Consider the following 18,167-nt stretch of genomic DNA (forward strand, 5'->3'; position numbering starts at 1 on the left):
GAAGCAATTCTACTTTCTGACCTGTTCAGAAAGTCGCCGAATTTCCATGCTTTCATCACGATCTCCAGCACCGCACGACTGATCAAGACTGCTCACATAAAGGTCAGCCGTTTTCACAACAATCGGACGCTGCAAAACGGTGGCGTCCATGCCATTTTCACTCATGAGATCTTGAAGGATGCTACGGCCTTGAGCATCTGAGATTCGTCCATTCTGCTTCTGGCATTGGAATGCCGCAAGGTAACCAACAACAACAACTTCCTCATCAGTCAAAGCAGGAGTGAACTGCTTAAGCACAACACTGACAAGCGAACCTACAGTGGCAATGCCGAACAAACCAATCACAACAACGGCAAAGATCAGCCTGGGCTTATTAACAGCACGCTTTTCGTCCGAAGGAATCAAAGCATTGGGGATCGCCATGATTCGGCTGAAGCCTTAACGCCTTCTCAGAATGGCGACGTCCTTCAGTCGCGTCTACCAAGCCTGCCGCTTCCGGAATCGCGATCTCGCGAGCCAGCCATGATCGTTGGACGAGAACGTCATCCTGATCACAAAACGGGCAGCAACCAAATGTTTAGATGTGTAAACAGGTGTGGGCGTCATGCGTTCGGCCAATACAACCCGGTATCTGGCCATGGCCCGATTGCAGCGACGGCTCGCCTACCTCAGACGGGCTGAACGCACCAATGGCCGGATCGCCATGGTGGCCGTTGTGGCCGCCACGCTGGCTGAATGGTCGATCGGACATCCACTGATCATGCGACCCGGCGGCTTCTGAACGGAGTGCGTGAATCTCTGTGTTCAAACGATTCGTTTTATGTTCCTTGAGGAAATTATTCAGAGCTCGCCCTTAAGTTCCCTGAAATTGCAACAAGGAGCAGAAGAGCAATGCGCACCTATGAACAGAGAAAACGTCACAACGAAGTGGCCACTGGCCTTTCATTTGTCGCTGTAGCCCTGATGGTTCTTGGCTTTATGGGAATTGCCCAGCACTTCGGGCTGTCTCTGGTCTAACTCCCCTCGGATATCAGCGACGTCCGATCACGTCCTCCCAGGACACCAGTTGCTGCCGATGGCAGCTCACCGCCTTGGTCAGGGAATCAGACGTGGATGGTTCCGAGTGTGCGTGCTTTGAATCATTGAAACCGGCCGCACGTTGGCCCCGATGTGAACGATGGTTCTTGTTGGTTGTTGGCATGGATCAATCAAGGTTTATTCCAATCCGATCGCTAGCTCGACATCTGTCGATTCGCTCTCAACAACATCTTAGGCCTTCCTCCTCATAAACGAAAGGCGGAAAACCGTCTGAGGGAAATGGATCAGTCGTCGATCACGGTGATTCCGCTGGCCTGCTCCTCCAAGTGCTCGGCTCTTTCGAGAACAGCCTTGAGCACATCCTCGGCATCGGGGTCGAGTCCGAGCTGATCCAGGGTGAATGCCACGTCCCTGGTCGCCGTGAGCACAGCAGGAGAGACCTGCTCAATGGGAACGGACCGGGATCGACGTCGCCTCGATTTCTGCCCGGCCCTGGGGCTCGCCTCCTTCGCCATACTGCCCCCTGACGTTGAGTTCATTCTGGACCTCAGCCGCCGGTTCCACATCGTTCAGGAGGTGGCACAGTGCCAGTTATCGGCCAAGAGGCGCAACCGTTGATGTCCTACGCAACTCCTCCGGCGGAGACACGGCAGTGCACCTCCTGCAGAAATGTTCTGACCCTGAATTTCTTCAAGCTGGATCACCAGGAATGTCGCCACTGCGAAGGGAAGCGCCTGGCAGATCTGATCGATGCAAGCTCCGAAGAGGACTGAGACGAGGGAAGGCTTCGAGCACAACGTCTGAACTCCGGCCAGCTCCAGCTATTCACCGTAGAAGCGGCAGAAGCTCAGCATGTCGAGCTGATCAACCCCAACGAGCCGTTTGGTCTCCGCCCAGGCCTGAGATTCGCGCTCCCCTGAATCCGGTGCTCCCCAGAAGGCGGCACAGAGCGAACGCAGCTGGTCATTGCGGGACAGACGTTGATCGATCCGCACCAGCGCCACAGCCATGACCATGGCGCTGACGGTCATGAGCAGTTGAAGAAGCGCTGCGACACGGGCACGGTCTGGAGCCATTCCAAGATCCCGGATGGTGTCGGTTTAGCGCCACGGCCGGTCTCGCGACACCGGTGGTGCGTTCCACCCGACATCATCAGGGCAGTGGATCGCAACGGAATGCAGACCCCTCGCCCGATCAACGACGCCGGCAATGGTTTGGTGCTGGTGGTGGCACTCCTGCTGAGCGCCCTGCTGCTGCTGGGCCAGGCCACCTTCATCGTCCCGGCCGGACAGGTTGCCGTGGTGACCACCCTCGGCAAAGTGAGCGGTGGCTCTCGACTGCCTGGCCTGAACCTGAAGATCCCTTTCCTTCAGGCGGTGTATCCATTCGATGTGCGAACCCAGGTGCGGCCGGAGGAATTCGCAACGCTCACCAAGGATCTGCAGGTGATCGAGGCCACGGCAACAGTGAAATATGCCGTGCGTCCTGACGAAGCCGGGCGGATCTACCGGACCATCGCCGGGAATGATCGGGAAATCTATCCACGCATCATTCAGCCCTCCCTGCTGAAAGCGCTGAAATCCGTCTTCTCCCAGTACGAACTGGTGACCATCGCAACGGAATGGAATGACATCTCCGCGCTGGTGGAGCGAACCGTGGCCCAGGAACTGGACAAGTTCGATTACGTGGAAGTGCGTGGCCTTGATCTCACCGGTCTGCAGATCGCAGAGGAATACCGGGCCGCGATTGAGCAGAAACAGATCGCCGAGCAGCAACTGCTGCGTGCCCAGACCGAGGTGAAGATCGCTGAACAGGAGGCAATCCGATACGACACGCTCAACCGCAGCCTCGACGATCAGGTGCTGTTCAAACTGTTTCTCGACAAATGGGATGGCCGCACGGAAGTGGTTCCGGCACTGCCTGGCGCCACAGGGGGCTCAACTCCGGTGATCGTTGGAGGTCGCCGTTGAGGCAGGAGTGTTCCGGATCTTTGCCCCAAAACCCCGCCTGAAGGAGGGGCAACCCCTCGATCAGCTGCACCGCAGCTACGACAAGGATGCCGAGCTGAATGAGCCCTATGTGGTGCTCAGCATTGGAGCCGGCCTGATTGCAACCTTCGGATTGCTCTCTGACAACACCGCCGTTGTGATCGGGGCCATGGTGGTTGCACCCTGGATCCTCCCCCTTCGCACCGGTGTGTTTGCCATTCTCGTTGGCGATTGGGGCCTGTTGCTGAGGGCATCACGCACCCTGAGCATCGGTGTAGCCAGCACCACCATGCTGGCCATTGCGCTTGGCCTGTGGGCGGGTACGCGTGGCTTGCTGGTCGCCGAGACCATGCCGGCTGAAATCAGCGGCCGGGTGAATCCCAACCTGATCGATCTAGCCATCGCCCTGATCGCCGGAGCCATGGCGACCTACGCGAAGGTGAAGCCCAGCACAGTGAGCTCAATGGCGGGCACGGCGATCGCCGTTGCACTGGTTCCGCCCATCTGCGTGATGGGACTGATGATCGCGAGTGGCGAATGGGAGAACGCAGAAGGTGCCGGTTTGCTGTTCGCCGCCAACCTGCTCGGGATTCTGATCGGCGGGGTGACCGTGCTGGCGATCCGTGAGCCGTATTTACGGGGTCAGCTCCTCACCAGCCGGCGCACGAAGATCCCATTCATTGGCTCCCTCGTGTTGATGGTTGTGATCACAGTTCCTCTGCACAATCGCTTCGTTGCCCAGCTTTACGACAAACGCACAGAATTTGCACAACAGAAAATCGAAGAGACAATTCGCGATTATCTCCAGAGCAAAACATTGACTTTCGGAGCCAACGAGTCGCTGGCCTTGAACAGCATTGCATTTGACTGGCCGAACTTCTGGGAGAAGCGACGATCTCCAACTGTAGAAGTGGTGGTTCGGGTCACCAATCCCAATCTTCCCAGTTACAAACAAGTCCAGATCATTCAAGACACAATCAATGAGAGGATCGGATCTCGACTGGAAGGCCTGAAATTCCAGGTTCAGGTTCAACGCATCAATGTTTCCGTTGTGGAGGGCCGTGAGGTCAATCAACCGGATGGTTCCGCACCCGGATCACCACTGCTCAGTCCGCAACAGACCAAGCAGGTTCTTGAACAGGGAGCTCTGGAGCTGGATTCCGATCCTGAACAAGCCACCAATCGGAGCCGCTCTGAAACCCGTTGATGGGGTGAACAGTCCTCCCCTCCTGATCAGCCCGCTTTCCGGAAGCGCATCAGCCCCCAGCTGAGGCGACCCTGCTGGCCACCATCCACCCAGTGGCCAAGACCCACATCCATGCGGTCCAGATAGCCGGCACTGATTGTGGTTTCCAGTTCAGCGCGGCGGGACCGCGTGTCCTGGCGGACCCGGTCGTAGTGACGCACCAGCATCTCGGTGCGTTCATCCCACACCTCCAGCGTCAGACCAACCGCCTCTCCCCAGGTCTTGTAGCGAGCAGGTGAGGCGAGATCCGGCAAGTGAATTCGGTCAAGAATCGGCTGAAGAAGCCCCATCTCCACACCATCGGCCGCCATCGGATCGGTGAACACGAAACAGCCGCCAGGCTTCAGCAGGCGGGACACCTCGGCCAACACCCGGGCCCGATCGCCGGCATGCAGGATTGCATCCTGACTCCACACCAGATCCGCGCTGGCATCGGCCGCGGGCACCTGCTCAAAGGATGCGTCGTGGACTGTGATCTGTTCCGCCAGCCCAGCCGCAACATTCAGTCGGCGATGCCGATCGTTTTCCACCGTGGAGATGTTGATCGCATGGACCGGTCGTTCACTCCAGCGGGCCAGACGTCGGGAAGCCCCCCCGTATCCGGAACCAAGATCCACCACACACCCCCCTGAGGGCAGATCGGTCGCCAGTGCCAGAAGCGCCTGCACTGTGCGCTCGCTGGCAATTGCGATCTCCTGGAGAGGAGTCTCATAGAGACCGATGTGAATGTCCTCACCGCCCCAGACCAGTTCGTAGAACTGGTCTGCATCGCTGCTGTCGTAGTAATGAGCCGCAACATCATCCGCCGCGGTGCCACTGGTCATACTCATCGATCTCAGTGCATCGTTGCATCAACATCAAAGCGGTATTCCTTCTCCGCCACATGAATATAGAAGTCGGGATTTTCGTAACTCCGTTGATAGTCACCAAAGCTGGTGATGTTCTGGAAACCGACCTCCGACATCAGACGTCTGACATAGCCATAACGCAGCGGGAACATATTGAGGTGGTAAGTGCTGCCATCACCGAAGGCATAACGGAATCGGGCGAGCCCCTCATCCACATGCTCGGGGCCGACCTCCACGTCCTCACCGCAGTAGACGTTGCCTTTGCCCTGGCGCACAGCAGAGCCGCCTTCCAGCAACCGGTCGTAATTGCGGTGATCAAGGATCAGAACGCCGTTGTGCTTCAGCACGGCGTAGTACTCAGCCAGAGACTTGCGCCTGTCCCGTTCCTTGAACAGGTGGGTGAAGGAATTACCCAGACAGATCACCGCATCGAACTCACCATGGATATCGCGGTTCAGAAAGCGCCAGTCCGCCTGGGCCGTACGCAGGAGTTGATCACGATTGCGGGCATTCCGGAAGGCCCTGGCCAGCATGTTCGGGCTGCCATCGGCGCTGATGACATCAAAGCCCTCCTCCAGCAGACGGACCGAATGAAAGCCGGTGCCGGTGGCGACATCCAGAACCGAGTGGGCGCCGTGCTCCTTGAGAATGCGGATGAAGAAGTCACCCTCCGCCTCAGCCCGTGCGTTCCAGTCGATCAGGCGGTCCCAGCGGTCGGTGAAGTCCTCGATGTACTCCTGCTGATAGTGATCAGTTTCACGAACGGACTCCGGAGAATCACCGAAACGTTGATGATCAGATTCAGCGGAAGTGAACTCGTTCTGCGTTGATGTCATACCAAATGGGCCGAATGTTTACCCAGACCCACTTCCTGAGAACACGATTTCAAACGTGACGAACAATGGAAGAAGTGATCCGACTCCGAACAGAGCAACTGCTCAGATGTTCAGACCCTATACACAAACTCCTCAGTTGTCAGTGATGGCGCAAACCTGTCGCCATTCATGCCGCGCAGCCACACCTGGGATCGACTGTGCCGGATGGACTTTCAGAATATTTCAATCAATCGAAACAACAACAAGGCAGAACAAGGTGCTGCCTGCTCACACCCGTAGCATCAGGTTGCGTTGATCAGCGGAAATGAATGAGCTGATCCGCATTGAACAGCTTTGGAAAGTCTTCGGCGGCCGGCGTGATGCCGATCCAGAGACTCATCTGCAGGACCCGCTGGCGCGGGTCGCCGTCCGGGACGTGTCCCTGACGATCGGCGAAGGTGAGATCTTCGTGGTGATGGGGCTGTCGGGCTCGGGCAAGTCCACGCTTCTGCGCATGCTGAACGGCCTGATCCAACCCAGCGCTGGGGAGATCCTGGTCAGTGGGCGGCGTCTCGGAGATCTGAGCGGTTCGGAGCTGCGCATGCTTCGCCGACGCAGCATGGCCATGGTCTTCCAGTCCTTCGCCCTGTTTCCGCATCGAAGCGCCCTGGAGAACGCCGCCTTCGGACTGGAGGTGGCCGGAATGCCGAAGCGTCAGCGCCAGGAGCGGGCTCAGCAGGCATTGGAACGCGTCGGGCTCGGCAACGATCTCCATCGCCGACCGGACCAGCTATCCGGCGGGATGCGACAACGGGTGGGGCTCGCCCGGGCACTCGCTCTGGATCCACCGATCCTGCTGATGGACGAGGCCTTCTCAGCCCTGGATCCCTTGATCCGACGGGACATGCAGGATCTGCTGCTCGATCTCCAGCGCGAACATCGCCGCACCGTGGTGTTCATCTCCCATGACCTGGATGAAGCCGTTCGCATCGGCGATCGCATCGCCCTGATGCAGGAGGGACGGCTGCTGCAGTGCGGCACCGCAGAGGAACTGCTCCGCCACCCGGCTGAGGAAGCCGTGAGCCGTTTCTTCAAGGCGGTGGACGCCTCGGCGGTGCTCCGTGTCGGCGCCTTGGCAGAGCCGGCCCCCGATGGCATGGTCCTCGATCTGGGAAACCGCAGCCTTCCCCTGCTGAACGCCGCCACCCTGGTGCGGGATGCCATCCCCACCGTCGCCCGGGCGAATCGCCCCGTCCCCGTGGTCGGCGATGACCACCATTTGATCGGTGTCGTCACCCCGCAGACGCTGCTGCGTGCCATCGCCACGCCATGACCGATTCCATGCTCCCCCTGCTCGCGAGTTCAACCGAAGCCGGCACCATCGGCATCGCCACTGATGCGATCGTGCGCTGGCTCCTGGACCATGGCCAGGGTCTGTTTGATGCAGTCAATGCCCTGATCCTTGGCATGGCTGAGCTCTGTGAACAGATCCTGTCGGCCCCTGCCCCCTGGGTACTGGCGATCCTCATGGCTGCGCTCGGGCTCTGGCGGGTGAGTGCCGGATTCGCGCTGCTCACGCTGCTGGGGCTGAACCTGGTTCTGGTGATGGAGCTCTGGGATCCCATGATCAGCACGCTGGCGCTTGTTCTGGCCGCCTCGCTGCTGGCGCTGTTGATCGGGCTCCCGCTTGGTGTACTGGCTGCCCGTCAGACCATCCTCTGGCAGATCACCCGTCCGGTGCTGGATCTGATGCAGACGATGCCGGCCTTCGTCTACCTGATCCCCGCTGTGATGCTGTTCAGCACAGGGGCAGTGCCATCCATCCTCGCCACCCTGATCTTCTCCATGCCGCCTGTGGTGCGGCTCACCGTTCTGGGCATCCGACAGGTTCCAGCGGATCTGATGGAAGCGGGTCGGTCCTTCGGCTGCTCAGAGCTTCAACTGCTGCGCAAAGTGCAGCTCCCGAGCGCCTTGCCCACGGTGATGACCGGCGTAAACCAGACGATCATGCTGGCGCTCTCGATGGTGGTGATCGCCTCGATGATCGGAGGCGGCGGACTGGGAGACGTGGTGCTGCGTGGCATCCAGCAGCTGAACATCGGCCTGGGCTTTGAAGGAGGCCTGGCGGTGGTGATCCTGGCGGTGATCCTCGACCGGCTGACTCAGAGTTTCACCACACCCCCGTCAACGTCTCTGCCGGACCGGTTTCGCGGCTTCCTTGATCTGTGGAGGGTTCGATGAAGGCCAACCATCGCTGGCAACGACGTTCCGTTCTCCTGGCAGGCATCGGCCTTGCCGGCGCATCTCTGTTCAACATCGCCCGGCGTGGCCGCGAGCAGAGCGGATCGGTCAACACAACCGCTTCCCTGCAGAGCCAGGAGCAGTCGATGGACAACGCAAGGCCGTTGAAGCTGGGCTGGTCGCCCTGGGCCGATGCCGAGGTGGTGAGCCTGATGGCGGCACAGCTGATCCAGTCACGCCTGAACGTGCCTGTGGAGCGCGTGATGGCAGACATCGGCATCCAGTACGAATCGGTTGCACGGGGAGATCTGGATCTGATGCTGATGGCCTGGCTGCCTGGTACGCACCGGGACTACTGGTCTCGTATCAGGGATCGTGTCCTCGATCTGGGGCCGATGTATTCGGGTCGTCTCGGTTGGATTGTTCCGGACTACGTTCCGGAGACGGTGCTGAACAGCATCGAACAGCTCAAGGATCCCGACCTCGCGACCCGCTTCGCCAACCGCGTTCAGGGCATCGACCCAGGTTCAGGTCTCAATCAGGCATCGCTGGAGGCATTGAAGCGCTACGACCTCAAGGACGTGGACCTGGTGGCATCCAGCAGTGCCGCGATGGCGGCGGTGCTGGCCCAGGCCATCGACGAGAAACGCTGGATGATCGCCACCAGCTGGACTCCTCACTGGATGTTCGCCCGCTACAACCTGCGCTTTCTGAAGGATCCCGACGGAGTGTTCGGAGGCACGGAACGCATCCATGCGGTGGCACGCCAGGGGCTGGATCGGCGCGCCCCGTCGGTGACCGCCTTCCTCAGCCGGTTCCACCTGCCGGACAGCGACCTTGATGGCCTGCTGCTGCAGGCGCAGGAGCAGTCCGCGGAGGAGGCGGTGGCGGCTTACCTGGAGCGCAATCCGGATCGGGTCACCTACTGGTGCACCGGCCGCATGAGCGCCAGCTAACCGCACCCTTCCGGCTCAACATTCCAACGCGGTCGTCACTTTCTGGTGAGGATCACCCAGAAGGCATGAATGATGGCGATCGCTCCCATTCCGAACAGCGGTGGCAGGCCCAGAAAGCCACCGAGCGCGAGCGCGAACAGCACGAGATTCAACCAGAACGGCCCGCTGAAGCCCACCTGCGTGAACACCCCGAGCGGGGGCAGGAACACGGCAATGATGAGACGGAAGATGTCACCGCAAGTCATGGGCGCTCAGATCACACCCCCTTTCTTGTAGCAAAACGAACACTCATCAGAGCAATGCCTCGTCGATTCCCATCGGCCAACGGGAGCGAACTCGATCGCGCAGCATCTCGAAATCGTCAAAACTGAACCCCGGACCGACACAGCAGCTCACCAGGCTGTGCTCACCTTGACTTCGCGCCGCCATCCAGACCCCGGCTGGAACGCAGGCCACGGGCTGATCAGCGCTGAGCACGTCTTCATCCGAGGCGTTCGCATCATCTGGATGCTGAAAAAGGCTGAGCGGAGCCCCTCCGAGGAAGGTCCAGATCTCATCGCCACCATGAACGCAGTGCCAGCGACTCACATCGTCGGCACCAAGAAGGAACAGCACGGTTGTGATCGCACTGCGTTGTTCGCCATCAGGCCTGGTCACCTGGATTGAGCTGCGCTGCAACTCCCTGTACCACCCGCCCTCGGGATGGGACTGCAACCCCAGGCGCGACACGAGAGCGTCGAAAGAGTCCACCACCGAGCTGACCAGAGTTCTGCAACGCTGCCACAACAAAAGCCCCCTTGCGAAGGGCATCTCAACGTGAGCTAAGGCGATGCCGAAACCATGAGCCCTCATGCAACCAGGACGACAAGATTGGTTAACTGAAAAGACGCTCACGATTAAGCGGTCGTCGAGGCCATCGCGTTAGAGCAAACAATCAAAAGGAATGAGAGACCTGACGCTTATCTCCTAATGCTGCAAAAGCCTGCCCACAAGCAATAGAGACTGGAAACCTTTGCCCAGGACTAGTACCAAAAGACTGCAAAATTTGATTCACTATGCACAATCAACCTGTAGCTCTTCAACATTAAAACAAGAAGAAAACGATTTCCGATCTGGGCAAAAATATTAGCGTCCTTCATAAGCATGATTCCTTAAAATCTCAAACGGAACTATTTTCAAGGCAGATGGATCTGCAGCCTCAAGAATCACAGGAGGAGCTATTCCGTCGAATCTTGCCTATTCCCAACGAGATGCACACAAACATCAACTGTCTCCTGGCTTGAGTTCAGGAAAGTTAAACATTGGATTAGGATCTTTCAGATTATTGCCTTGAGCAAGAGTATATGACAAAAACTGATCAGTCATAACACTGCAAATTACACGCTCCCCCAAGTCAGATGCGTCGGCCCCACAGAATCCACCAAGATACCAACCAGTTAATGGCTTACAACCACACGGAAGCAAGGGCTCTCCAAGAATATTAGCCAGCATTATTCACATAGATAGCATACTTAAACACTGAAGCAAAGTGATTCAGGGGCCGAATAATTATTAATAGTTCTCCTACCGTCGAATAACCAATCCGAATAAATACTCGCAGTATTGCGTCGTTTCACTGTTGCAATTGACTGCGATTACACAATGCTGCAATGGCAGTCAAATAAGTCCCATCCACTATGGGGCACACCCGCATGACGGGGACCCGTTGCTGTCACAACAAAAAGCCCCCACCTTGCGGTGAGGGCTTTCCGATTCAGTTGATCTGAATCGTTTGGTCTGTTCCAGAAGGAACAGGTTGATTCCAGATCAACCGATGGCAGGTGCCTGCAGAGCCACAGGAGTGGACTCAGCAGCAGCCAGGTCGAGGGGGAAGTTGTGAGCGTTGCGCTCGTGCATCACTTCCATGCCGAGGCCGGCACGGTTCAACACGTCGGCCCAGGTGTTCAGGACGCGGCCCTGACCATCAAGGATGGACTGGTTGAAGTTGAAGCCGTTCAGGTTGAAGGCCATGGTTGACACGCCCAGGGCGGTGAACCAGATGCCGACAACAGGCCAGGCAGCCAGGAAGAAGTGAAGGCTACGGCTGTTGTTGAAGGAGGCGTATTGGAAGATCAGGCGACCGAAGTAACCGTGGGCAGCCACGATGTTGTAGGTCTCTTCCTCTTGGCCGAACTTGTAGCCGTAGTTCTGGGACTCGGTCTCGGTGGTTTCACGCACCAGGGAGGAGGTCACCAGGGAGCCGTGCATGGCGGAGAACAGGGATCCACCGAACACACCTGCGACGCCCAGCATGTGGAAGGGGTGCATCAGGATGTTGTGCTCAGCCTGGAACACCAGCATGTAGTTGAAGGTTCCAGAGATGCCCAGGGGCATGGCGTCAGAGAAGGAGCCCTGACCGAAGGGGTAGACCAGGAAGACAGCAGAGGCTGCAGCGACAGGTGCGCTGTAGGCAATGCAGATCCAGGGGCGCATGCCCAGGCGGTAGGAGAGTTCCCACTCGCGGCCCATGTAGGCGTAGATGCCGATCAGGAAGTGGAAGACAACCAGCTGGAAAGGACCGCCGTTGTACAGCCACTCATCGAGGGATGCAGCTTCCCAGATGGGATAGAAGTGCAGGCCGATGGCGTTGGAGGAGGGAACAACAGCACCGGAGATGATGTTGTTGCCGTAGATCAGGGAGCCAGCGACAGGCTCGCGGATGCCATCGATGTCGACCGGAGGAGCGGCGACGAAGGCGATGACGAAACAGATGGTGGCAGCCAGCAGGGTGGGGATCATCAGCACACCGAACCAACCGACATACAGACGGTTGTTGGTGGAGGTAACCCACTCGCAGAAGGACTGCCAACTAGAAGCGCCGGAGCGCTGCTGGATGGTGGTGGTCATGAGAACGGAAAGAAGTGCCCCCGAAGGGACGGTTTAAGGAAGGGCAGGGATGCCCTGCCTCCACCCAATGTAACGGAAGTTTGCGGTGTGTGTGCGGACATTGCGCGGGGTCCGGCGGCACACCCCAGGCCAGGACAGGGGGGCTCGGAAAGTCTTAAGGTTTGATTGCCCCCTTCGGGATGCGTCTTGGTTCTGATCCGCTGGCTCCATTCAGGGCAACGCTTGGAGGAAACCGTTCCTCTTTGCCAGGCACGGCATCGCCGCCATGAGCTCGAGGCCCAGGGAGCCACGGTTTATTGGAGTGAACGTCTGGTGCAAGCGGCGATCTGCTGAGAGCCTGGATCAACCGTTCTCCGGACCATGGTTTCTCGCGTCTCCAGGCCGATGTCTGTTGCAGCCCTCTGTTTCGGACTTCTGCTGCTCGGCGGGTGTCAGCGTGGATGGATTCCAACACCAGGCGCAGAGCAGTCCAGAACAGGCGCTGGCTCCGACGATGCCCTCAGGAGGCTGGAGCTTCGCCTGGATCAGCTGGAGAGACGCCTCGAGGATCAGAGCAAGGGAGCCGCCCCGAAAGACGCCAGGACTCCGGCAGGTCCGCTCCAATCGCTGACGCTTCGCATCGGAAGCGACGACGACAGGCTCCGCTTGTACTGGGCCGATGGTCAACGCAGTGACCTCAGTTGCAGCAAGGAAGGGACGGGGGTCTGGGCCTGCGGTTGATGGACAGGCGCATCCGGACACACCTATGTCCCAGCCGCGGGGATGCATCCCACCGCTCCAGCAGCAGAGTGACGGCACATCGCAAGTGCTCCGATGCGTCCGTTCCCTGCTCTGCTTGTCAGCCTGGGACTGGCTGTGACTGGGTCGATGGCCATCGCCCAGTCCAACAACTACCCCTTTGCCCAGACCAAGGCGGCCAATCTGGCCCGGATGAGGGCCGAGCGACTGAACGGCGGATTACGTCTGTACCGATCCGATCAGTGCATGCATGCTCTTCGGGGAGAGGCCTGCCTGATCTCCTCGACGGATGAGGGATTCCTCTTCCGCTTCAGGGGCGGTGCACCCGGCTGGCAGCAGCAGATTCCGCCGCAACCGACCCTGGTGACCGAAGTTCTGGTCTCACCAGACGGCGATCGGATTCTGGACGTCTCTTACAACGGACCGCTGCTACCAAAGGGGAACAGCTCTCCTCCGGTGATGCCACCGGACAATCCATGAGTTTCCTCAGCCGATCCCTCGGACTCGTTCTGATCGGAGCGAGCCTGCCCCTCGGCCTCGGCCCCGTTCAGGAAGCCAGAGCCCAGGTGTCCGATGCCCGGCAGAGAGCTGTGAATGTGGCTCGGATGCGTGCCGAGGCCATCAACGGTGGACTGAGCCGCTACCGCGCGGCCCGCTGCATGTACGGGACAAGCGTCGGTGGAGGTGACTGTCTCGTGACCACCGACGACGGCTACACCTTCCGGTTCGACGGTGGTGCTCCCGGTTGGCAGGAGGCCGGCGCACCTCCGACCGTGGAGACCGAACTGAAGATTTCTTCTGACGGACGTCAGGTGGAAGCAGAGATCTACAACGGACCTCCCCGCTGAACTCAGCTCTTCAGCAAGTGCTCGAGGGCCGTCCGCCAGGCGTCTTCCACAGGCCAAACCTCCCGCCGGGTCAGCGACAGAGCGATTCGCTTCTCGGCGTAAGCGGCCTCATTGATGAACACGGGAACATCGCCCACCTCGCCATCGAAGCCCTGAATCGCCGGCAGCCCCTGGCCGCAGAGTTCAACGAACAGAGGGTCCTCGGACGCCAGCGGCTGCCAGTCCCGGCCGAGACGATCACCATGCAGCAGGCCTGAAATCTGATTCCCGTCACGTCTCGGCAGATCCAGGCTGCAGCGATGGCGATGCACCACGAGCTGTCGTGGGTAACGCCCTGCCGCCCTGCGCGCTGCTGCCAGAGAGGCCAGGCAGGTTTCCACCGCCAGACGGGTCTGTTCAACGATCCGAACATCCAGAAGCGACTGCGGCACCGGACCCACCTCGATCACCAGACCACAGGGCCAGCACTCCACGAGGAAACCGGTCTGACGATCATCAGCCTCATGCAGATACACCGGCAGTCCGAGCGCACCCTGCACGAGGCTCGCCAGAGCCAGATCAGCGGGCCGACGGCCGTAAACCACCAGACAACTGCCCATGGCCGCCGTGGTGCTGTGCAGATCGAGGGCCACCCGGCAGGGATGCGTGCCGTGTGGACCATGCAGCTGCACCAGGGACCGGGCCCGGGCAAGCTCCAGCGCTTCACTCTCATCAGAGGCGAAACGTTCCGGCAGAAAGCTGCGGTTGAGATCACGGTCGATGTAGCGGCGATTGGCCGCTCGCGCATCGGGATTGCCGATCAGCGGCTGAACCGTGAGGCCATGGGCATCCACCAGATCAGGCGTCCTCTGCCAGGCCTCCAGCAGCCATGGCGCGTTCACCTCGTTGCCATGGGTCCCGGCCACAAGAAGAACGTCCGACGCCGTCATCAGGGGCACACGCTGCTGCACGACTGAAGCATGGGCTTCCAGACTGGCGGCAAACATCCTGACGATGTCGATCCCTCCGATCGTGGTGATGGCCGCCCGCTCAGGGTGGCGATGGCAATGGAGCCGGCTGATGGGAGGCCTGGGTCCTGCTGATGCTGCTGGGAACTACTGCCGCCCGGTCAGTGATCATCTCGAGGCAGAACGACCCGACCAAGCGCAGCTGAGGGGCCGCTCCGAACAGCAGAGGCCCCATCTGATCATCGGCCGCAGCTGTCCATGGGCCCATCGCACCTGGCTGGTGCATCGCCTGAGGGGTCTGGGAGACAGCCTGACCGTGCTCATGGCGACGGCTGATCACCGCGCAGGGCGCTGGCAACTGGATCCGGCCTGGCTCGGCTGCAGCAGCCTGCTGGACCTCTACAGAGCCTGCTCGGCACCACCAAGTCATCGGGCCACGGTGCCGGCTCTGGTGGATCCCCAGGGACCACGCATTCTCGGCAACGAAAGTGCACAGCTGGTGGAGCTGCTGAACCGCTGGCCCGCCTCCGAGGATGCTCCGGACCTCGATCCTCCTGATCATCAGGAGATGATCCAGCGGTGGCAGACCCTGCTGCAGCCGGCGGTGAACGACGGTGTCTACCGCTGCGGTTTCGCCCGGGGCCAGCTGGCTTACGACCGTGCTGAAACAGCGCTGTTCGAGGCTCTGGAACAGGTGGAGCAGGCGCTGGCGGAGAGGGGTCCGTGGCTGTGCGGCGAGACCCTGACCCTGGCGGATGTCCGACTCTTCCCAACGTTGATCCGTTGGGAACTGGTCTATTCCCCTCTCTTCGGCTGCAGCCGGAGACCCCTCTGGCAGTTTCCGCATCTATGGGCCTGGCGCAGGCGCTTCCACGACCTGCCCGGAGTGGCTGAAACCTGCGATGCCAAGGCCTGGCGTCAGGATTATTTCGGAGCCCTGTTTCCCCTCAATCCCGGGGGCATCGTTCCAGCCGGCCCGGAGCTGAGCACACTGGTGAACAGCACCATCCCTGAGGCATGAGCACGGCCGACCCCCAGTTCGACGGTGTCTACGGCCCGTACACGATCAACGAGCAGGATCGCCGGGAGGTGCAGCGCTACCGCATCGCCCTTCTGATCTCGGGCCTGGCGATGAGCGGAGGAGTGCTGCATTGGTGGGCCCTCGGCGGATCCTGGGCCTGGCTGTGGCTGCTGCCCCTGACCGCCGGGATCGGTCTGGCACTGAAGTGGATTCACATCTACCTGAGGCCGTTGCACCGCGCACTCCAGCTGTTCTGGTTGCTGGGATGTGCCGGATGGGGGGCCTTGCTGATCACAGCGGGACCTGCTGATGCCCTCGCCACACTGGCCGGCAGGCCGCTCTGGATCCTGGCCGTCGGGCCACTCTTCGCGGCCCTGGCGGGAATCGGCTTCAAGGAATTCTTCTGCTTCCAGAGACCGGAGGCGATCGGTCTCACTCTGCTGCTTCCCCTGGCGTTGCTGGGTCGTCTCGTCGGTCTGCTCGGCGACGAATCCGGGCTGGTGCTGGTGGGTGTTGCCGGCCTGCTTCTGGTCGTGCTGGCTCTGCGGAAATTCGGCATCGAAGCCGCTGCGGATGTCGGCGACAAGAGCGTCTTTGCTTATCTGGACGGTCAGCTGTCTGCCGGGACCCCGTGAGTCTGATCAGCCTGGTGGGGGCCGGAAAGGATTTCGGCATCCGCACCCTGTTCGCTGAGCTGGATCTCCACATCGGAGAGGGGGAGAGACTCGGACTGATCGGCCCGAATGGAGCGGGCAAATCAACGCTGCTGAAGGTGCTGGCCGGCCAGGAACCCCTCGGAGAGGGGGAACGGCGTTGCTCACCGCGGCTGCGGGTGGAGCTGGTGGGGCAGGACAGCCGCGTCACACCCGGACTCACGGTTCTGGAGCAGGTGCTGCAGGGATGTGGTGCCAAGCGTGATCTGCTGCTTCGCTTCAGCTCCCTGAGTGAGGCCGTGGCAGCGGATCCCGAGAATCAAGCGCTGCTGGCCGAGCTGGGCGACCTGAGCCAGCGGATGGATGAGGAAGAGGCCTGGAGCCTGGAGCAGCAGTGCCGCGAGGTGCTTCAGAAACTCGGAATCAGCGACCTGCAGAAGCCTGTGGAAGCTCTCTCCGGCGGCTACCGCAAACGGGTCGGACTGGCCTCAGCCCTGGTCGCGTGCCCGGACGTGCTGCTGCTGGATGAACCGACCAACCACCTGGACGCCACTGCCGTGGAGTGGCTCCAGAGCTGGTTGGACCGCTACCCGGGAGCCCTGGTGCTCGTCACCCACGATCGCTACGTGCTCGACCGAATCACCCGCCGGATGGTCGAAGTGGCCCGAGGCCGGGCGCGGACCTATCAGGGCAACTACAGCACCTACCTGCAGCACAAGGCCGAAGAGGAGGCGTCCGAAGCCTCCTCGGCGGCCAAGTTCAAGGGGGTGCTGAGGCGGGAACTGGCCTGGCTGCGCCAGGGCCCGAAAGCACGCAGCACAAAGCAGAAGGCTCGCCTGCAGCGCATCGAAACCATGCGGGACGAACAACCGGTGCAGGCCCGGGGAAAACTGGAGATGACCAGCGTCAGCCGACGCATCGGCAAGCTGGTGATCGAAGCCGAGGGACTGGGGGTCAGCACCGACGGCAGTGCCGAAGGCCGGAGGCTTCTGGATGACTTCACCTACAGCTTCAGCCCCGAGGACCGGGTGGGGATCATCGGCCCGAACGGCAGCGGCAAATCCACGCTGCTGGATTTGATCGCCGGTCGCCGCAGTGCCACCCACGGCTCCCTGCGCCTTGGGGAAACCGTCCACATCGGCTATCTGGACCAGCACACCGAGGACTTCACCAAGGGCAAGGGACTGGAGCGCAAGGTCATCGAATTCGTGGAGGAGGCTGCCAGCCGCATCGACCTCGGAGGCGAGCAGCTCACCGCCTCTCAACTGCTGGAGCGGTTTCTGTTTCCACCAGCGCAGCAGCACAGCCCCCTGGCCAAACTCTCCGGGGGCGAGCGGCGGCGCCTGACCCTTTGCCGGATGCTGATTCAGGCTCCGAATGTGCTGCTGCTCGATGAGCCCACCAACGATCTGGATGTGCAGACGCTGAGCGTTCTGGAGGACTTTCTCGAAGACTTCCGCGGTTGCGTGATCGTGGTCTCCCACGACCGCTATTTCCTCGACCGCACGGTGGACCGTCTGTTCTGTTTCGAAGCCGGCCGGCTGCAACGCTTCGAAGGCAACTACTCGGAATTCCTCGACCAGCAGCGGCAGCAGGAGCGACAGCAGACCAGTGCCGCAGTTCCTCCATCCCGAAAGGACTCCAGGGACAGAGGTGACGAGGAGAAGCCCCGTCGCCGCAGCTTCAAGGAATCGAAGGAACTGGCATCGCTGGATCAGCAGCTCCCTGAACTGGAGACCAAGCGGGCGGCCCTGGAACGGGAGCTGACCTGTGAGGGATCCGAGGTGGCCAGGCTCAGCATCGAGCTCGCCGAACTGATCAGCAGCATCGAACAGGCGGAGGAACGCTGGCTTGAGCTGAGCGAACTGAGACCCTGATCTCACAGGGCCAGGGCGGCGATGTCAGGGAACTGCCGCAAACGAAAACGACCGCACTCACCCTT

At 60.5% G+C, this 18,167-nt stretch carries 23 protein-coding genes and 1 pseudogene; 14 read left to right on the top strand and 10 right to left on the bottom strand.

The window, feature by feature from the left end:
- Positions 1–9 precede the first annotated feature (9 nt).
- On the bottom strand, positions 10–423 hold the full coding sequence (locus ACJ0G7_RS04440) for a hypothetical protein (RefSeq protein WP_407395287.1): 414 nt from the start codon (positions 421–423) through the stop codon (positions 10–12).
- A gap of 181 nt (positions 424–604) precedes the next feature.
- Between ACJ0G7_RS04440 and ACJ0G7_RS04445 the strand changes: the two genes are divergently transcribed.
- Entirely contained in the window at positions 605–781 is a 177-nt protein-coding gene (locus tag ACJ0G7_RS04445) for a chlorophyll a/b-binding protein (RefSeq protein ID WP_407395288.1), read from the top strand.
- Positions 782–1,322: 541 nt separating this feature from the next.
- On the opposite strand, the gene ACJ0G7_RS04450 is transcribed toward ACJ0G7_RS04445, so the two are convergent.
- Positions 1,323–1,445, bottom strand: a complete 123-nt coding sequence (locus ACJ0G7_RS04450; RefSeq protein WP_255475551.1) for a hypothetical protein — start codon at positions 1,443–1,445, stop codon at positions 1,323–1,325.
- On the opposite strand from ACJ0G7_RS04450, the gene ACJ0G7_RS04455 reads away from it, so the two are divergent.
- On the top strand, positions 1,435–1,656 hold the full coding sequence (locus ACJ0G7_RS04455) for a hypothetical protein (RefSeq protein ID WP_407395289.1): 222 nt from the start codon (positions 1,435–1,437) through the stop codon (positions 1,654–1,656). The genes ACJ0G7_RS04450 and ACJ0G7_RS04455 overlap by 11 nt on opposite strands.
- Positions 1,657–1,859: 203 nt before the next feature.
- Here the strand turns inward: ACJ0G7_RS04455 and ACJ0G7_RS04460 are convergent, their stop codons facing one another.
- On the bottom strand, positions 1,860–2,114 hold the full coding sequence (locus tag ACJ0G7_RS04460) for a hypothetical protein (RefSeq protein WP_043695264.1): 255 nt from the start codon (positions 2,112–2,114) through the stop codon (positions 1,860–1,862).
- A 99-nt stretch (positions 2,115–2,213) separates the two neighbouring features.
- Here ACJ0G7_RS04460 and ACJ0G7_RS04465 point away from each other — a divergent pair, with 99 nt between their 5' ends.
- Both ACJ0G7_RS04465 and ACJ0G7_RS04470 read left to right on the top strand, forming a co-directional pair.
- The gene (locus ACJ0G7_RS04465) at positions 2,214–3,008 is read left to right on the top strand and encodes a prohibitin family protein (protein WP_407395290.1); all 795 of its coding nucleotides are present in this window, start codon (positions 2,214–2,216) and stop codon (positions 3,006–3,008) included.
- A 187-nt stretch (positions 3,009–3,195) separates the two neighbouring features.
- Positions 3,196–4,233 (top strand): DUF389 domain-containing protein, encoded by a 1,038-nt coding sequence (locus ACJ0G7_RS04470; RefSeq protein ID WP_407395839.1) that lies wholly within the window; start codon positions 3,196–3,198, stop codon positions 4,231–4,233.
- Between the two features lie 26 nt (positions 4,234–4,259).
- Here the strand turns inward: ACJ0G7_RS04470 and bsmB are convergent, their stop codons facing one another.
- Together bsmB and ACJ0G7_RS04480 are read right to left on the bottom strand one after the other, a co-directional pair.
- Complete coding sequence (gene bsmB / locus ACJ0G7_RS04475; RefSeq protein WP_407395291.1) at positions 4,260–5,102, bottom strand: dimethylglycine N-methyltransferase; 843 nt, start codon at positions 5,100–5,102, stop codon at positions 4,260–4,262.
- 5 nt (positions 5,103–5,107) lie between these two features.
- Complete coding sequence (locus tag ACJ0G7_RS04480; RefSeq protein WP_407395292.1) at positions 5,108–5,956, bottom strand: class I SAM-dependent methyltransferase; 849 nt, start codon at positions 5,954–5,956, stop codon at positions 5,108–5,110.
- A 304-nt stretch (positions 5,957–6,260) separates the two neighbouring features.
- Here ACJ0G7_RS04480 and ACJ0G7_RS04485 point away from each other — a divergent pair, with 304 nt between their 5' ends.
- From ACJ0G7_RS04485 to ACJ0G7_RS04495, 3 genes are read left to right on the top strand one after another with little or no spacing between them, the layout of a single operon-like run.
- On the top strand, positions 6,261–7,268 hold the full coding sequence (locus ACJ0G7_RS04485; RefSeq protein WP_043695258.1) for a glycine betaine/L-proline ABC transporter ATP-binding protein: 1,008 nt from the start codon (positions 6,261–6,263) through the stop codon (positions 7,266–7,268).
- Positions 7,265–8,176 carry an ABC transporter permease gene (locus tag ACJ0G7_RS04490; protein ID WP_407395293.1) on the top strand — a complete coding sequence of 304 codons (912 nt, stop codon included), beginning with the start codon at positions 7,265–7,267 and terminating at the stop codon, positions 8,174–8,176. The genes ACJ0G7_RS04485 and ACJ0G7_RS04490 overlap by 4 nt, the downstream gene beginning before the upstream one ends.
- Positions 8,173–9,132 carry a glycine betaine ABC transporter substrate-binding protein gene (locus ACJ0G7_RS04495; RefSeq protein ID WP_407395294.1) on the top strand — a complete coding sequence of 320 codons (960 nt, stop codon included), beginning with the start codon at positions 8,173–8,175 and terminating at the stop codon, positions 9,130–9,132. Before ACJ0G7_RS04490 ends, ACJ0G7_RS04495 begins: the two co-directional genes overlap by 4 nt.
- A gap of 35 nt (positions 9,133–9,167) precedes the next feature.
- On the opposite strand, the gene ACJ0G7_RS04500 is transcribed toward ACJ0G7_RS04495, so the two are convergent.
- From ACJ0G7_RS04500 to psbA, 4 genes are all read right to left on the bottom strand, one after another.
- The gene (locus ACJ0G7_RS04500) at positions 9,168–9,377 is read right to left on the bottom strand and encodes a YqaE/Pmp3 family membrane protein (protein ID WP_043695249.1); all 210 of its coding nucleotides are present in this window, start codon (positions 9,375–9,377) and stop codon (positions 9,168–9,170) included.
- Positions 9,378–9,423: 46 nt separating this feature from the next.
- Positions 9,424–9,882, bottom strand: a complete 459-nt coding sequence (locus tag ACJ0G7_RS04505; RefSeq protein ID WP_407395295.1) for a cupin domain-containing protein — start codon at positions 9,880–9,882, stop codon at positions 9,424–9,426.
- Between the two features lie 513 nt (positions 9,883–10,395).
- Positions 10,396–10,623, bottom strand: a complete 228-nt coding sequence (locus ACJ0G7_RS04510; RefSeq protein ID WP_407395296.1) for a DUF2237 family protein — start codon at positions 10,621–10,623, stop codon at positions 10,396–10,398.
- 315 nt (positions 10,624–10,938) lie between these two features.
- On the bottom strand, positions 10,939–12,018 hold the full coding sequence (gene psbA, locus ACJ0G7_RS04515) for a photosystem II q(b) protein (protein ID WP_043694721.1): 1,080 nt from the start codon (positions 12,016–12,018) through the stop codon (positions 10,939–10,941).
- Between the two features lie 384 nt (positions 12,019–12,402).
- Here psbA and ACJ0G7_RS04520 point away from each other — a divergent pair, with 384 nt between their 5' ends.
- The 3 genes from ACJ0G7_RS04520 (at position 12,403) to ACJ0G7_RS04530 (ending at position 13,604) form a co-directional block, all read left to right on the top strand.
- Complete coding sequence (locus ACJ0G7_RS04520; RefSeq protein WP_407395297.1) at positions 12,403–12,738, top strand: hypothetical protein; 336 nt, start codon at positions 12,403–12,405, stop codon at positions 12,736–12,738.
- Between the two features lie 93 nt (positions 12,739–12,831).
- A complete protein-coding gene (locus tag ACJ0G7_RS04525; protein WP_156957181.1) occupies positions 12,832–13,236 on the top strand; it encodes a hypothetical protein in 405 nt (134 codons plus the stop codon).
- Complete coding sequence (locus tag ACJ0G7_RS04530; protein ID WP_407395298.1) at positions 13,233–13,604, top strand: hypothetical protein; 372 nt, start codon at positions 13,233–13,235, stop codon at positions 13,602–13,604. The genes ACJ0G7_RS04525 and ACJ0G7_RS04530 overlap by 4 nt, the downstream gene beginning before the upstream one ends.
- A 2-nt stretch (positions 13,605–13,606) precedes the next feature.
- On the opposite strand, the gene ACJ0G7_RS04535 is transcribed toward ACJ0G7_RS04530, so the two are convergent.
- Positions 13,607–14,533, bottom strand: a complete 927-nt coding sequence (locus ACJ0G7_RS04535; protein WP_407395841.1) for an aspartoacylase — start codon at positions 14,531–14,533, stop codon at positions 13,607–13,609.
- A gap of 64 nt (positions 14,534–14,597) precedes the next feature.
- On the opposite strand from ACJ0G7_RS04535, the gene ACJ0G7_RS04540 reads away from it, so the two are divergent.
- The 4 genes and pseudogenes from ACJ0G7_RS04540 to ACJ0G7_RS04555 all read left to right on the top strand — a co-directional run bounded on the left by ACJ0G7_RS04540 (position 14,598) and on the right by ACJ0G7_RS04555 (position 18,102).
- Positions 14,598–15,572 carry a glutathione S-transferase C-terminal domain-containing protein gene (locus tag ACJ0G7_RS04540; protein ID WP_043695229.1) on the top strand — a complete coding sequence of 325 codons (975 nt, stop codon included), beginning with the start codon at positions 14,598–14,600 and terminating at the stop codon, positions 15,570–15,572.
- Positions 15,569–16,207 carry a DUF2301 domain-containing membrane protein gene (locus ACJ0G7_RS04545; protein WP_043695226.1) on the top strand — a complete coding sequence of 213 codons (639 nt, stop codon included), beginning with the start codon at positions 15,569–15,571 and terminating at the stop codon, positions 16,205–16,207. The genes ACJ0G7_RS04540 and ACJ0G7_RS04545 overlap by 4 nt, the downstream gene beginning before the upstream one ends.
- Positions 16,208–16,272: 65 nt before the next feature.
- Positions 16,273–16,704: pseudogene (locus ACJ0G7_RS04550) on the top strand (ATP-binding cassette domain-containing protein); the annotation flags it as partial.
- Positions 16,705–16,875: 171 nt separating this feature from the next.
- On the top strand, positions 16,876–18,102 hold the full coding sequence (locus ACJ0G7_RS04555; RefSeq protein WP_407395842.1) for an ABC-F family ATP-binding cassette domain-containing protein: 1,227 nt from the start codon (positions 16,876–16,878) through the stop codon (positions 18,100–18,102).
- Positions 18,103–18,167 lie beyond the last annotated feature (65 nt).

The organism is Parasynechococcus sp., assembly GCF_045559935.1.
Lineage (GTDB): Bacteria > Cyanobacteriota > Cyanobacteriia > PCC-6307 > Cyanobiaceae > Parasynechococcus.

Bases quoted from the DNA above. Each gene is read 5' to 3' on its own strand.
- ACJ0G7_RS04440 (WP_407395287.1), bottom strand. From the start codon at position 423: ATGGCGATCCCCAATGCTTTGATTCCTTCGGACGAAAAGCGTGCTGTT.
- ACJ0G7_RS04445 (WP_407395288.1), top strand. From the start codon at position 605: ATGCGTTCGGCCAATACAACCCGGTATCTGGCCATGGCCCGATTGCAG.
- ACJ0G7_RS04460 (WP_043695264.1), bottom strand. From the start codon at position 2,114: ATGGCTCCAGACCGTGCCCGTGTCGCAGCGCTTCTTCAACTGCTCATG.
- ACJ0G7_RS04465 (WP_407395290.1), top strand. From the start codon at position 2,214: ATGCAGACCCCTCGCCCGATCAACGACGCCGGCAATGGTTTGGTGCTG.
- ACJ0G7_RS04470 (WP_407395839.1), top strand. From the start codon at position 3,196: ATGGTGGTTGCACCCTGGATCCTCCCCCTTCGCACCGGTGTGTTTGCC.
- bsmB (WP_407395291.1), bottom strand. From the start codon at position 5,102: ATGAGTATGACCAGTGGCACCGCGGCGGATGATGTTGCGGCTCATTAC.
- ACJ0G7_RS04480 (WP_407395292.1), bottom strand. From the start codon at position 5,956: ATGACATCAACGCAGAACGAGTTCACTTCCGCTGAATCTGATCATCAA.
- ACJ0G7_RS04485 (WP_043695258.1), top strand. From the start codon at position 6,261: ATGAATGAGCTGATCCGCATTGAACAGCTTTGGAAAGTCTTCGGCGGC.
- ACJ0G7_RS04490 (WP_407395293.1), top strand. From the start codon at position 7,265: ATGACCGATTCCATGCTCCCCCTGCTCGCGAGTTCAACCGAAGCCGGC.
- ACJ0G7_RS04495 (WP_407395294.1), top strand. From the start codon at position 8,173: ATGAAGGCCAACCATCGCTGGCAACGACGTTCCGTTCTCCTGGCAGGC.
- ACJ0G7_RS04500 (WP_043695249.1), bottom strand. From the start codon at position 9,377: ATGACTTGCGGTGACATCTTCCGTCTCATCATTGCCGTGTTCCTGCCC.
- ACJ0G7_RS04510 (WP_407395296.1), bottom strand. From the start codon at position 10,623: ATGCTGGCTAATATTCTTGGAGAGCCCTTGCTTCCGTGTGGTTGTAAG.
- psbA (WP_043694721.1), bottom strand. From the start codon at position 12,018: ATGACCACCACCATCCAGCAGCGCTCCGGCGCTTCTAGTTGGCAGTCC.
- ACJ0G7_RS04520 (WP_407395297.1), top strand. From the start codon at position 12,403: ATGTCTGTTGCAGCCCTCTGTTTCGGACTTCTGCTGCTCGGCGGGTGT.
- ACJ0G7_RS04525 (WP_156957181.1), top strand. From the start codon at position 12,832: ATGCGTCCGTTCCCTGCTCTGCTTGTCAGCCTGGGACTGGCTGTGACT.
- ACJ0G7_RS04530 (WP_407395298.1), top strand. From the start codon at position 13,233: ATGAGTTTCCTCAGCCGATCCCTCGGACTCGTTCTGATCGGAGCGAGC.
- ACJ0G7_RS04535 (WP_407395841.1), bottom strand. From the start codon at position 14,533: ATGACGGCGTCGGACGTTCTTCTTGTGGCCGGGACCCATGGCAACGAG.
- ACJ0G7_RS04540 (WP_043695229.1), top strand. From the start codon at position 14,598: ATGTCGATCCCTCCGATCGTGGTGATGGCCGCCCGCTCAGGGTGGCGA.
- ACJ0G7_RS04545 (WP_043695226.1), top strand. From the start codon at position 15,569: ATGAGCACGGCCGACCCCCAGTTCGACGGTGTCTACGGCCCGTACACG.
- ACJ0G7_RS04555 (WP_407395842.1), top strand. From the start codon at position 16,876: ATGGTCGAAGTGGCCCGAGGCCGGGCGCGGACCTATCAGGGCAACTAC.